Genomic DNA, 12,563 nt, shown 5'->3' with positions numbered 1-12,563 from the left:
CGCGCCGCGTGACGGGCTCTCCCCCGCTCTGTGAGCAACCGATGACAGCCCTCCCGGCTGCGGCTTCCAGGGGTTCTGCTGGAGGGCATGAACCACGAAGACACCTCCTCGCGCCGCCCCCGGCGCGCCCTCCGCCGCCCCGCCGCGCTCGCCCTCCTCGCCGCGGCGGGCCTCGTCGCCCTCACCGCCTGTGCCGGATCGGGCGGCGGCACGTCCTCCGTCTCCTCCGACGACCACGCGAAGAGCGAGAACGGCGGGAAGGACGAGCAGACCAACGCGAAGCTGCCCAAGCTCCTCTGGATGGGCGACTCCATCGGCGAGGCCGAGGCCCCGGCCCTCGGCGCCGCGCTGAAGGCCGGCGGGACGTCCTTCACGTCCATGGCCGCGGCGGGCGGCGGCGGCGTCATCGGCGAGATCGCCAAGCCCACCTGGGACGAGCTCCCGAAGAAGCTGAAGTCGGCCGCGCCGGACGTCGTCGCCTACCAGATCACCACCTACGACTGGGGCACCCCGGCCGAGCAGCGCACGGACTACGAACGCCTCGCCAAGACCGTCAACGACGCCGGCGCCGAACTCGTCCTCGTCTCCGCGCCGCCCTTCAAGATCGACGACTTCTACAAGCCCCACGAGGCACAGATCAGGACCGCCCCGAAGTCCGCGAAGGACGTGGCGGCCAAGCACCCCGACAAGGTCCACTTCCTCGACGCCTCCGCCCTGTGGGGCACCGACGGCTCCGCGAAGAAGGCACAGCGCAGCAAGGACGGCATCCACTCCTGCCAGCAGGGCTCGGCGGCGTTCGCCCAGTGGCTCACCTCGGAGCTCGGCAAGCTGTACGCCTTCACGCCCGCCCCCGCCGACCAGTGGGCCACCGGACCGTGGACCGGCGACAAGGTCTACGGCCCGCTCGGCTGCAAGTAGCCGACGATGACCGTCACACGTGCCGTGCCCGCCTCACGGGCCACGCCGCCCGTCCGCCGCGGGCACATCGCTCCGCTGGACGGGCTGCGCGGCGTCGCCGTGCTCGGCGTGCTCTTCTTCCACGCCGGGCACTTCGGCGGCGGCTTCCTCGGCGTCGACCTCTTCTTCGTCCTGTCCGGGTACCTGATCACCGGCCTGCTGCTCAAGGAGGCGGCGGGCACGGGCCGGATCGACCTGGTCGCCTTCTGGGGCCGCCGGGCCCGCCGCCTGCTGCCCGCCCTGGCGACCGCCGTCGCGGGAACGCTGCTCCTGGTGTGGGTGTTCGGGCCGCCGCAACTGCTGCGCTTCGCGCTCGACGACACCCCGTGGGTCGTGTCGAACCTCGCCAACTGGCACTTCATCGGCGACCGACTCGGCTACTGGAACGGTTCCGACACCCGGGTGTTCAGCCACCTGTGGAGCATCGCCGTGGAGGAGCAGTTCTATCTGGTGTGGCCACCGGTCGTCCTGTGCCTGGCGACCCTCGGCACGAAGACCGGCGCCCGCGGCGGGACGTCGGGATTCCGCGGCGGGACGTCCGGTGTCCCTACCACACGAGCCGGTACGCGCGTCGCCCTCGTCGCCGGAGCCGGAGCACTCGCCTCCCTGGGACTCATGGTCGCCCTCGCCGCGCCCGCGTCCGCCGACACCACGCGCGTCTACGAGGGCACGGACACCCGCGCCTTCTCGCTGCTCCTCGGCGCGCTCATGGCCACGCCGCCGGCCACCGGGATCCTGTCCCGCCTGAGCGAGCGGACGACGGGCCGGATCTGTCTGCTCCTGGCCTGCGCGATCGGTGCGTACTGGGCGCTGTCCGACGGGCAGAAGTCCCCGTCCCTGTTCCAGGGCGGCCTGTTCCTGCACGCGCTGGCCGCGGCCCTGCTCATCGCCTGCCTCGCGCGGACCCCGAGCAGCCCGGTCGGCCGGGTGCTCGGCAGCGCCCCGCTGCGCCGGACCGGCCTCGTCTCGTACAGCCTCTACCTCTGGCACTGGCCGGTCTTCGTCCTCCTCGACGAGGAGCGCATCGGCCTGACCGGGTGGCCCCGCACCGCCGTGGTCGTCGCCGTCTCCTTCGCCGCGGCCTGGCTCTCGAAGGTCCTGGTGGAGGATCCGATACGGTTCCGCGCCCGCTGGGCGAAGGGCCGCGCCGGGGCCTTCGCCCTGGTCGCCGCCTTCACGGCCCTCCTCGCCCTGTGGGCGGCCGTCCCCGAACCCCGCACCGGGCAGGGGTCGGTGGACATCACCCAGCTGACCTCCGACGGCGCCCGGCCTCCCGCCGAGAAGTAGGGGGGTGGCCGCCGGGCACCGGAGGGGTGAGCCCGGCGGCCACGTCAGTGGGCCGTCCGCCCGCCGTCGGGGCTGGGAGAGCTACGACAGCTGCGACTGCACCTGCGAGGAGATGAGCTCCAGGTGGTCGAGGTCGGCCAGGTCCAGGAACTGCAGGTAAATACGGCTCGCTCCGATCGCCTCGTACCTCCCGATCTTGTCGACGACCTCGGCGGGCGAGCCCGCGAGGCCGTTGGCCTTGAGCTCGTCCACCTCGCGGCCGATGGCGGCCGCGCGCCGGGCGACCTCCGCGTCGTCCTTGCCGACGCAGGCCACCAGGGCGTTGGAGTACACCAGGTCCCCGCCCTTGCGCCCGGCCTGCTCGGCGGCCGCGCGGACCCGGCCGAACTGCCGCTCGCTGTCCTCCACCGAGGCGAAGGGGATGTTGAACTCGTCGGCGAACTGCGCGGCCAGGCGCGGCGTGCGCGTCGCGCCGTGGCCACCGATCAGCACCGGCACCTTGGCCTGCGCGGGCTTGGGCAGGGCCGGGGAATCGGTGAGCTGGTAGTGCTTGCCGTCGTGGCTGAAGGTCTTGCCGACCTCCGTCGACCACAGGCCGGTGACGATCTCCAGCTGCTCCTCGAGGCGGGCGAACTTCTCCTTGGGGAAGGGGATGCCGTACGCCTTGTGCTCGTCCTCGAACCAGCCCGCGCCCAGGCCCAGTTCGACACGGCCGCCCGACATCTGGTCGACCTGCGCGACCTGGATCGCGAGGACGCCGGGGAGCCGGAAGGTGCCGGCGGTCATGAGAGTGCCGAGCCTGATCCGCTTGGTCTCGCGCGCGAGGCCGGCCAGGGTGATCCACGCGTCCGTGGGACCCGGCAGACCATCGGAGGAACCCATGCGGAGGTAGTGGTCGGAGCGGAAGAAGGCGTCGAAGCCCAGGTCCTCGGTGGCCTTGGCGACGGTGAGCAGAGTGTCGTAGGTGGCCCCTTGCTGGGGCTCGGTGAAGATTCGAAGATCCATGTCGCCATCCTGCACGCTCGAACGCCCGTCAACCCCACCGGTCCCGCCGATCCCCCGCCACCCCGGTCGGGTGAAAATCCGTCAACACGGCGACCGGTGCGGGCCCGCCCCAGTGACCCCGCCCGTCCGGAGATCGTTGGCTCGGGCGGAGCCGGACCGCCCGGCACCCGCGCCGGCGGCCCCTGCCGGTGCGTCGCCTGCATCAACTGCCTTCCCCCACCGGGAGGGCGAGGGCCGAGGAGGCCGTCATGTCCCAGGAAGCCGTGCCCGAGCAGGAGGCCGCGCACGATTCGCCCGTGCCCGCGCAGCAGGGCGCACCCAAGGGCCTGCTGCAGCAGATGGAGGAGCTGATGGCAGCGCTCAACGCGGATCTGACCCAGCTCGACGCCGATCTGCAGCAGTCCACGTCCCCCGGCGTCACGCCCACGTCCCCTGTGTCTTCCGCTTCTCCCGGCGCCACGTCCGCGGGCGCCCGTCCGCAGAGCGGCGACGAGCCCGGCCGCTTCTGACGGCACCGGCTCTTCCCCGGGGCCTCCGCGACCCTGCCCCTCGGCGGGGTCGCCACGGAGCCGCCTCATGACGGCCCCGCCGCCGAGTCGGGAGCAGGCAGGCCCTGCTCCCGCACCGCGAGTCTGCGCAGCATCTCGATGACCCGGTCCCTCGACTCGTCGGCGGCGTCGATCGCTTCCATGCACTGCCAGTACACCCCCTCCTCCTCGGCGCCCATGGCGACGCTGACCAGGGCGATGGCGACCTCGCCGAGGAGCCTGCCAAGGCCGAGCAGGACCTCTTGGGCGTCACCCGTCTCCGTCAGCCGCGCGGCCCGTATGTCCTCGGTCCCCAGGCGCGGGGCGTCAAGCACCCCGCAGGCTCTTCCCCCGACTTCACTCAGGCCCAGCGCCTCGCCCCGTAACTCGGGAGGGCCCGTGACCGCGAGACGGCTGCCGATGGCCTGGGCGAGCGCCTGGGACTGCCACACCTCGGTGACCACGTCCGCCGGGTCCTGACTCCGCGCCAGAGCGCGGCGGTTCGCTTCGATGAGCCGCATCGCGTTCATTGCCGGCCCCCCTCCATCCCGCGCGCCCTCGCCGCACGATCGCCCGAACTCCCTTGTCCACTACCCAGAGTGATACCCATCCGGGCGAAAAGCCAGGGGAAGCCGGAAATCTGTGGACAGGCAATCGAGTTTGGCCAAGCCATTCACTACGAAGAGTGACGAAGGTACCGGAACAAAGCCTTCCGGCAGGGCAAATGGGACTGCGCGGGCAAGGAGCGGAAGAGTCCGGCCGGCCCAGGGCCGGCCGGTCCCTCAAGTTCTCCCGGGTCCCCTCAGGCCCCCTCACGGCCCTTCCGGCACCGGAAACCGCCGCTCGTTCCTGTCGATCTTCGCGGCGAGGGCGGCCAGCGCGTCGATGCCCAGGACCTCGCAGAACTGCAGCAGATAGGCGAGGACATCGGCGACCTCGTCCGTCACGCGGTGGGCGGTGCCCGGCTCCCTCATCACCCGCGCCGACTCCTCCGGCGTCAACCACTGGAAGATCTCCACCAGTTCCGACGCCTCCACGCTCAGCGCGGCGGCCAGGTTCTTCGGGGTGTGGTACTGCTCCCAGTCGCGCGCGGCCGCGAACTCCGCCAGCCTGCGCTGCAGTCCCGCCACATCAAGTCGTTCCGTCACGGCTCCAGGTCTACCACCGAGGCGCCCGCGGCGTCGGCCGCCCAGGACGCGTCCCCCACCGCCCCCACCACGCGGATGTGCCCGCGCCCGCAGGTGCGCGCCGCGAGGTCCCCGATGGCCCGCGCCTGGCGCGCGTCCAGGCGGCGGTCGAGGCCGTCGGCGACGACCGTCAGGGTCTGGTACGCCGCGGGCACCTCCGCCACCGGGTCGACGGCGAGCACGCCGGGCCCGGTGAGGAGCACGAGGGCCAGGGCCACGTACCTCAACTCGCCGTCCCCGAGCCGCCCGAGCGGGGTGCGCACGCCGCCACCGCGGTCGATGAAGGCGTGCACCGCGCCGTCCTCCGCCTCCTCGGCGAACAGGTCGACGACCGGCCCCGCGCAGCCGTCGCGCACCGCGGAGACGAGCAGCGCGTGGCGTCCCGCGCACTCCGCCTGCGTACGCCACAGGACTTCGGCGAGGTTGTCGCAGCCGCTCAGGAGGCGACCCGCGCCGTCCTGCCCCGCCGCTATCAGCCCCGCGGGCACCGGCGCCCGCATCCGGCTGGGCCGCGGGTCGCAGGGGAACGCCGAGCGCAGCGCGACCACGACCTGCTCCGCCGCCGCGAGCACCAGGCGCTGCCCGTCGGTCTTGCCCGCCACCCGCAGCGGCACCAGCGCCGTGCCGAGCCGGTCGTCCGGCATCGGGGCGCGTGTCACGGGCGCCGAGCCCGCGGTGTGCCAGGCCGCCTGGACCATGCGGCGGCCGGGGTCGCGCAGTGCCGTCTCCAGCAGGACGAGGTCGCCGCGGGCCAGCCGCTCGCCCACGACGCGCAGTTCGGGTTCGGCCTGCACGGCGAGGTCGAGCCGGACGGTTCCGGCGGGCCCGTCGACCGTGCAGCCGATGCGGAAGCCGCGCCGCCGCTGGCCGTCGGCGCGGGCGCGTTCGGGCACGCATGCCAGGGGATCCGCGAAGACGTCGGTCAGCTCCGCCCCCGCGCTGAGCCGCGCCAGCGCCTCGTACGCCCGCAGGGCGCTGGACTTGCCGCTGCCGCTGGGCCCGGTGACCAGGGTCAGCGGCCCCAGCGGGAGCACCGTGCCCCGGTGCCCCGCGAAGGCGGACAGGCGCAGTTCGGTGACCTGCGGGCGGCCCTGGCCCGCCGGTGGCTCCGCGACCGACACCGGGGAATGCACCGTCATGATCGGAAGGTAGGCGGCCACGCCTCCGGCGAACCGTTCCGCCGAACCGACCTTCCTACGATCGAGCGATTCCCCGCGAACAGGCCCCGGCCACTCCCTCGATGCACTAGGCGGGTCCGCCTCCGCTGCGCCGACCGGATCCGCCCCTGCCGCGCCGAGCCGTCACCTCAGCATTCGCCGCCCCATGTCACGGAGGTCACGGTGCCCGGGAGCTGACTGATCTCGAAGTACGGGGAATCCGGCGGGTAGTGCAGGCAGCCGTGGAGGTCACCCCCGCTGCCGACGTCGAGGTGGTAGCGGATGTGGTCCGCCCCCGGATCGTGCCTGCCGTTGTTCATGATCGACATCCCCTGGGGCACCTTCAGGTTGTACAGGTTCCCCTTCGACTTCCACGTCGGCTCCCCCTGGAAGCCCCGGTTGTTCCACACGCAGACGTATTCGCGGGGGCACTGGGACCGATCCGCGGCCGCCGGCGGCGCGATCGCCACGCCCATGGCGGTCGCGACCAGAACCGTCGCGAGGAGGCCCGTCTTCCTGCCTACACCGATCCTCATGGTCCTCATGGTCCTCATGGTCCTCCGATGCCGAGCGCGGTTGCTTCCTGCCGTCAGGCTGGCACGCGCGCCGCGCCGGGCCGGAGCAATTGCGCCCTGGTGCAAAAGCTTCTGGGCCGACCGGTCCCCCCGCAGACTGACCGGTCGACGGCACACGCCAAGTGGCGTGGCGTTCAAGCGATTCGAGGGGGACGTCATGGGATTGAGGAAGCTGGGCGCGAGCACCGCCACGCTCACCGTGCTGGCCGCGGGCATGATCGGTTTCTCGGCGGACACCGCCGCCGCCGACTCCTGCGCGTACGCGAGCTTCTGCGCGTGGACCGGCTTCGACCGGACGGGCAAGAAGTGCACGTGGGGCGGGCGCGACGACGACTGGACGAGCAAGGAGGGGGACAACATCTCGTGCAGCTGGGCCAAGAGCACCAACGTGAGGTCGGTGCAGAACGCCACCGGCCGGTGCGTCGTTCTCTACGAGAGGACCCACTACGTCAAGACTCCCGGCTTCCCCAAGTACCTGAGGAACGAGTGGTACGGGAACACCGGCCCCGACGCGGGCATCAACTACCTGTCGCACCATTTCGTCAACTGGTGCTGAACCAGAGCCCCGTCCTGCCCGCCGAGCCGCCTTCACCGCCCCGTCCGGCTCGGGCATGCTGAGCTCCGCCGGCAACAGCACCGGGGGGCAAGCATGCTGCGCATCCACTTCACCGCCGAGGATCTCGGCAGGGTCCGGCTGGCCTGCCGGCCGGACCCGCTGTGGGAGACGGTCCTGAGCCTGCACCAGCTCGTCAGACCGGATCCGTTCTTCCAGCCGTGGCGGCGGCTCACCCGCGGGGCGCTCGCCCGGGCCGAGCTGGGCGCCGACACCCGGATGCTCACCACCCTGGCCCCGCCCAGCTCCTACTCCCCCGACTTCCTGACCCCGCCCCACCCGGGCGGCGGCGTCCCGTGCGTCGAGGCGGGCATCGACATGGTCCTCTCCACCGGCCGCGGCAGGCTCCGTGACGACATCGCCCGGCTCGCCGCCGACGGCGTCCGTCCGCCCGCCTGGCTCGGCGACCTCTCCGCGGGGCGCTCGGGGGCGCTGGGGCGGCTCGGCTCAGCCCTGCGCCGCTACCACGCCGCCGCGGTGGGGCCGCACCAGCCGGTGTCCGCCACCGCCTTCCACGACGAGCGCCACCTGCGGGCGCAGTCGCTGACCGAGCACGGCAGCGAGGCTCTCCTCTCGGGGCTCGGCCCCACCAGCCGCTGGCGGGCGCCGGTGCTCGAAGCCGACTATCCCGTCGAGCGGGACCTGTACCTCGCCGGGCGGGGGCTGACGATCATCCCCAGCTTCTTCTGCCACAACCACCCGATCACGCTCGCGCTCTGCGAGCTCCCGCCCGTCCTGGTCTATCCCGTCCCCCGCGCCCCGCTGTGGATTCCCACCGCGGCGGACCGCGAGCGGCCGGCGCCTGCGCTGGACGAACTGCTCGGCCGCACCAGGGCGGCGCTCCTTCGCGGTCTCGACACCAGCCGCACCACGGGCGGGCTCGCGCGGCTGCTGCGCGTCTCGCCCGCGACGGCCAGCCGCCACGCCACGACCCTGCGCAACGCGGGCCTGATCGTCAGTGAACGGCACGGCGCCCATGTGCTGCACACGCGTACGGCACTGGGCACCGCCCTGCGCGCCCGGCAGCCCGGCTAGGGCTGCGCGACCGCCTCCACCAGACCCTGGACCTCCGTGCCGGGCGGCGCGAGGAGGAAGACGTTCTTGTCGACCCGGTGCATGCCGCAGTTGAGACCGAGGACCACGCCGCTGCTGAAGTCCAGGACGCGCTTGGCCACTTCGGTCTCGGCGCCGGTCAGGTCGAGCAGGACCGGGATCTGCGCCATGACGGTCTCGGCGACCTCGCGGGCGTCCGCGAAGACGTTGACCCGCATCACCACGAAGCGGCGGCGCGTCTCCGTCTCCGCGTCGGGCAGCGCGCGGTGTCCGGGCCAGGAAGGCCATTCGTTGCGGCTGCGCAGCGGTACGACCTGGGCGAGCCCTTCCCACTGTTCGTCGGTGACGTCGTGGCGCTGACTGCTACTCACTGACCCACCCCGTCCTGGCTCGTCCTTGTTTTCTGCACCGGGCAATTCTTACGCCAAGTCACCCGTTCAGCCCAACAGCGACACGGAGGCCGACCTCGACGACTGGCCGGTTCGGGGTGTTCACGTCACTTCGAGAGCACCAGGATGCCCCTGCTTCCCGGTGTTCGGCTCCGTGAGGTTCGCCACCTTCACCAGGCCGTCGGCGAGGCCGCCGCGCCAGCAGGCGTAGTCGTGACCGCCGTTGTACTCGGTGCGGGTCACCGCGTGGCCGTGCGCGGCCAGGGTCTCGTACATGAGCCGGCTGTGGTCGACCATCACACCCTCGCGGAGCCCGACGTCGAGGTGGACGCGGAGGGCGGGGCGCCGCGCCCCGTCGGCGAAGCGTTCGGCGAGCCAGGGCGTCGTGCCGTCGGGCACCGACTCCGGTACGCCGGGCGGCAGTCCGGGGCGCCACCACAGCGAGGCGGACTGGGCGAGGACGACGCCGAACCGCTCGGGCCTGAGCAGGGCCGCGTACAGGGCGGTGAGCCCGCCGAGGCTCTGGCCCGCGACGACGGTGCGGGCGGGGTCGGCGGTCAGGGGCCAGCGCCCGGCCGCCCAGGGCAGGAGCTCGTCGGCGAGGAACCCGACGAACTCGTCGCGACAAGTGAGGTCACGCCAGCGGGTGGTGAGGTCGACCGCGTCGGGGGCGAGGACGACGGGCGGGGGCACGGCGCCGTCGGCGACGAGGGCGTCCAGGGTGTCCTGGAACGCAAGCGGGCCGAACCAGGTGTCGCCGTCGCACAGGACGACCACGGGGCTCTCGGGCCGCGGACCGCCCGGCGGCAGGTACGCCCACACGTTCCGCTCCTCGCCGAGCGCGCCCGCGGGCAGGCGGTGCCGCTCGACGCGGCCGCGCGGGATGCCGTCGCGCCGCTCGGCCCAGGGCTGCGCGGGCGCGTCGGGCAGGGCGAAGACGGAGCTGTCCGGGAGGCCCCAACAGGACTCCATGCGCCGGGGGTTGAGCGGGTCGCGGGTCGCGTACGGCGACAGGGCGCGCAGCCGGAGCTGCTGGGCCTCGGGGGAGGCCGGCACGTCACCGGGCGAGAGGTCGGCGGCGATGCGGTACGAGCCGCGGTGGTCGGAGCCGAGGCGGTAGGTGAGGTGCCACACGTCGGTGCCGGGCAGCGGGGCGAGGAGGGCGTCGGCCAGGTACTCACGGTCGGCGAGGCAGTTGACGAGCAGCAGCACCTGCCGGGTCGCCCGGTGCCCGCGCCACAGGAAGGTGACGGCCCGGGACGCGGGGTCGCCGTCGACCTCCTCGATCAGCGGGGCGCCGCCGCGCCGTTCGACGTCGCGCCAGAAGTCGTCGAGGAGAGCGGGCAGTTGGGACTCGGCGGTTTCGGATACGCGGGAGGCGAGGGCGCGGAGGGCGGGGCTGGAGGCGCGGGGCACGGCCGGGGCGGCGGGGCGAGGGGCCGGGGCGGCGGGGCGAGGGGCCGGGGCGGGCTCGCCTCGCGCGCCGCCTCGCGCGAGAGGCCGTGCGGCGGATCGCGCGGAGCGTGGCCCCACACGCCCCGTGGCGTTCGGTCCGGTGCGCATGGTTGCCGTCCCTTCCTGTCGCTCGGGATTTCTGGCGCGCCGGGTGCGGCGGGGGAGGTCGTCGCGCACCCGGCACGCCAATATCAACTTAGCTTAGCCTAAGCTAACCACCTCTGGGTCTGCCCTCCCCCGGCAAGGGCCCCGGCGCCTCGACAAGGGCCCCCGTCCCGGTCACCAGTAGAGTGCGGCTGCGCACCCCTTCCCGAATCCCGAGGTCAGGTACCAGCAGTGACCCCCGCACCCCCCGCAGGCATACCGGCCGTCACCGTCGTCGGGATCGGGGCCGACGGCTGGGACGGGCTCCCCGCCGCCTCGCGCACGGCGCTCGCCGAAGCCGACGTGCTCATCGGCGGCCCGCGCCAGCTGGACCTGCTGCCCGCCGACGCCTGCGCGGGCGAGCGCGTCGCCTGGCCCTCGCCGCTGCGGCCCGCCGTGCCCGGCCTGCTCGCCGCCCACGCGGGGCGCCGCGTCACCGTCCTCGCCAGCGGCGACCCCATGTTCTACGGGATCGGGCGCGCCCTGAGCGAGGAGCTCGGCGCCGCCGCGCTGCACGTCCTGCCGCACCCGTCGTCCGTCTCCCTCGCGTGCGCGCGCCTGGGCTGGCCCGTCGAGGACACCGAGGTCGTCACGCTGGTCGGCCGACCCGCCGCCCGGCTCGCCGCCGCGCTGCACGACGGGCGCCGCCTCCTCGTCCTCAGCGCGAACGCGGCCACGCCCGGCGAGGTCGCCGCCCTGCTGCGCGACCGCGGCTTCGGGCCGAGCCGGCTGCGCGTCCTGGAACAGCTGGGTTCCCCGCACGAGTCGTCGTACGAGGATGTCGCCGACGCCTGGTCGCACGCCCCCGGCGATCCCCTGAACGTCGTCGCGGTCGAGTGCCGCCGCTCCCCCGACGCCCTGCGGCTCGGCGCCGTGCCGGGGCTGCCCGACGCCGCGTACGAGAGCGACGGGCAGCTCACCAAGCGCCACGTCCGCGCCGCCACGCTCGCCGCCCTCGCGCCCGAGCCCGGCGAACTGCTGTGGGACGTGGGCGGCGGCTCCGGGTCGATCGCCGTGGAGTGGCTGCGGGCGCACCCGGCGTGCCGTGCCGTCACCGTCGAGAAGAACCCCGTGCGGGCCGAGCGGATCACCCGCAACGCCGAGCGGCTCGGTGTGCCGGGGCTGCGCGTCGTCACCGGCGCGGCGCCCGCCGCGCTCGCCGGACTCCCCACGCCGGACGCCGTGTTCATCGGCGGCGGCCTCACCGCGCCGGGGCTCCTCGACGCCTGCTGGGAGGCCCTGCCCGCCGGCGGCCGCCTCGTCGCCAACACCGTGACGCTGGAGTCCGAGGCGCTGCTCACCGACCGGTACCGGCGCCACGGCGGCGAACTGGTCCGGCTCGCGGTCGCGCAGGCCGTCCCCGTGGGCGGCTTCACCGGCTGGCGACAGGCCATGCCGGTCACCCAATGGTCCGTCACCAAGCGTGCGGCACAAGGAGATCAAGAACGATGACCGTGTACTTCATCGGCGCGGGGCCCGGCGCCGCCGACCTGATCACGGTGCGCGGCGCGCGCACGCTCGCCGCCTGCCAGGTCTGCCTGTACGCGGGCAGCCTGGTGCCGCGCGAACTGCTCGCCGAATGCCCGGAGGGGGCACGGCTGGTGGACACCGCGCAGCTCAACCTCGACGAGATCACCGCCGAGTTGGTGCGCGCGCACGAGCAGGGGCTCGACGTGGCGCGGCTGCACTCGGGCGACCCGTCCGTGTTCAGCGCCGTTGCCGAGCAGATGCGGCGGCTCGACGCGGCGGGCGTACCGTACGAAGTGGTCCCGGGTGTCCCGGCGTTCGCGGCGGCCGCGGCCGCGCTGAAGCGGGAGCTGACGGTGCCGACCGTCGGGCAGACCGTGATCCTCACGCGGATCGCGCAGCGGGCCACGGCGATGCCTGAGGGCGAGGATCTCGCCACGCTGGGGCGCAGTGGGGCGTTGCTCGTGCTGCATCTTGCTGCGGGGTATGTCGACCGGGTCGTCGAGGAGTTGCTGCCTCATTACGGGGCCGAGTGCCCGGCCGCCGTTGTCGCGCTCGCCAGTCGGCCCGACGAGGTGATTCTCCGGGGAACCTTGGAGGACATCGCCGGGCAGGTGAAGGCGGCGGGGATCGTGCGGACCGCGGTGATCATGGTTGGCAGGACTCTTGGCGCCGAGCAGTTCCGTGACAGTCATCTGTACTCGGCGGAGCGGGATCGGCACGTCTGCTGAGTTCTTCGGGTGCGGG

Annotated in this window: 14 protein-coding genes; 7 read left to right on the top strand and 7 right to left on the bottom strand. The window is 73.5% G+C overall.

Features of this window, described 5'->3' with window-relative positions; genetic code table 11:
* Positions 1–87: 87 nt before the first annotated feature.
* Both ACZ4D5_RS39875 and ACZ4D5_RS39870 read left to right on the top strand, forming a co-directional pair.
* Positions 88–918: an SGNH/GDSL hydrolase family protein gene (locus ACZ4D5_RS39875; protein ID WP_467777385.1), complete on the top strand. Its 831-nt coding sequence runs from the start codon at positions 88–90 to the stop codon at positions 916–918.
* Between the two features lie 6 nt (positions 919–924).
* Entirely contained in the window at positions 925–2,244 is a 1,320-nt protein-coding gene (locus tag ACZ4D5_RS39870) for an acyltransferase family protein (protein ID WP_467777384.1), read from the top strand.
* 81 nt (positions 2,245–2,325) lie between these two features.
* On the opposite strand, the gene ACZ4D5_RS39865 is transcribed toward ACZ4D5_RS39870, so the two are convergent.
* A complete protein-coding gene (locus ACZ4D5_RS39865) occupies positions 2,326–3,249 on the bottom strand; it encodes an LLM class F420-dependent oxidoreductase (protein WP_467777383.1) in 924 nt (307 codons plus the stop codon).
* Between the two features lie 248 nt (positions 3,250–3,497).
* On the opposite strand from ACZ4D5_RS39865, the gene ACZ4D5_RS39860 reads away from it, so the two are divergent.
* On the top strand, positions 3,498–3,758 hold the full coding sequence (locus ACZ4D5_RS39860; protein WP_467777382.1) for a hypothetical protein: 261 nt from the start codon (positions 3,498–3,500) through the stop codon (positions 3,756–3,758).
* 65 nt (positions 3,759–3,823) lie between these two features.
* On the opposite strand, the gene ACZ4D5_RS39855 is transcribed toward ACZ4D5_RS39860, so the two are convergent.
* From ACZ4D5_RS39855 to ACZ4D5_RS39840, 4 genes are all read right to left on the bottom strand, one after another.
* On the bottom strand, positions 3,824–4,306 hold the full coding sequence (locus ACZ4D5_RS39855) for a DUF6099 family protein (RefSeq protein ID WP_467777381.1): 483 nt from the start codon (positions 4,304–4,306) through the stop codon (positions 3,824–3,826).
* Between the two features lie 282 nt (positions 4,307–4,588).
* Complete coding sequence (locus ACZ4D5_RS39850; protein ID WP_467777380.1) at positions 4,589–4,924, bottom strand: nucleotide pyrophosphohydrolase; 336 nt, start codon at positions 4,922–4,924, stop codon at positions 4,589–4,591.
* Positions 4,921–6,102, bottom strand: coding sequence for an AAA family ATPase (locus ACZ4D5_RS39845; RefSeq protein ID WP_467777379.1), 1,182 nt, complete (start codon positions 6,100–6,102; stop codon positions 4,921–4,923). The genes ACZ4D5_RS39850 and ACZ4D5_RS39845 overlap by 4 nt, the downstream gene beginning before the upstream one ends.
* A gap of 167 nt (positions 6,103–6,269) precedes the next feature.
* Positions 6,270–6,656, bottom strand: a complete 387-nt coding sequence (locus tag ACZ4D5_RS39840) for a peptidase inhibitor family I36 protein (protein ID WP_467777378.1) — start codon at positions 6,654–6,656, stop codon at positions 6,270–6,272.
* 196 nt (positions 6,657–6,852) lie between these two features.
* Here ACZ4D5_RS39840 and ACZ4D5_RS39835 point away from each other — a divergent pair, with 196 nt between their 5' ends.
* Together ACZ4D5_RS39835 and ACZ4D5_RS39830 are read left to right on the top strand one after the other, a co-directional pair.
* Positions 6,853–7,251: a peptidase inhibitor family I36 protein gene (locus ACZ4D5_RS39835; RefSeq protein WP_467777377.1), complete on the top strand. Its 399-nt coding sequence runs from the start codon at positions 6,853–6,855 to the stop codon at positions 7,249–7,251.
* 93 nt (positions 7,252–7,344) lie between these two features.
* Complete coding sequence (locus ACZ4D5_RS39830) at positions 7,345–8,343, top strand: ArsR/SmtB family transcription factor (RefSeq protein WP_467777376.1); 999 nt, start codon at positions 7,345–7,347, stop codon at positions 8,341–8,343.
* On the opposite strand, the gene ACZ4D5_RS39825 is transcribed toward ACZ4D5_RS39830, so the two are convergent.
* Positions 8,340–8,732, bottom strand: coding sequence for a cell division protein SepF (locus tag ACZ4D5_RS39825; RefSeq protein ID WP_362341968.1), 393 nt, complete (start codon positions 8,730–8,732; stop codon positions 8,340–8,342). The genes ACZ4D5_RS39830 and ACZ4D5_RS39825 overlap by 4 nt on opposite strands.
* Positions 8,733–8,852: 120 nt before the next feature.
* The gene (gene fes / locus ACZ4D5_RS39820; RefSeq protein WP_467777412.1) at positions 8,853–10,166 is read right to left on the bottom strand and encodes an enterochelin esterase; all 1,314 of its coding nucleotides are present in this window, start codon (positions 10,164–10,166) and stop codon (positions 8,853–8,855) included.
* A gap of 375 nt (positions 10,167–10,541) precedes the next feature.
* On the opposite strand from fes, the gene cbiE reads away from it, so the two are divergent.
* Entirely contained in the window at positions 10,542–11,801 is a 1,260-nt protein-coding gene (gene cbiE / locus ACZ4D5_RS39815; RefSeq protein ID WP_467777375.1) for a precorrin-6y C5,15-methyltransferase (decarboxylating) subunit CbiE, read from the top strand.
* Positions 11,798–12,547: a precorrin-4 C(11)-methyltransferase gene (cobM, locus tag ACZ4D5_RS39810; protein ID WP_467777374.1), complete on the top strand. Its 750-nt coding sequence runs from the start codon at positions 11,798–11,800 to the stop codon at positions 12,545–12,547. Before cbiE ends, cobM begins: the two co-directional genes overlap by 4 nt.
* Positions 12,548–12,563: the final 16 nt, after the last annotated feature.

The sequence above is a fragment of the Streptomyces sp. NPDC025651 genome, from assembly GCF_055558735.1.
Note: the sequence above shows the minus strand (reverse complement) of the source record. Positions and strands in the feature narration are given on the sequence as shown.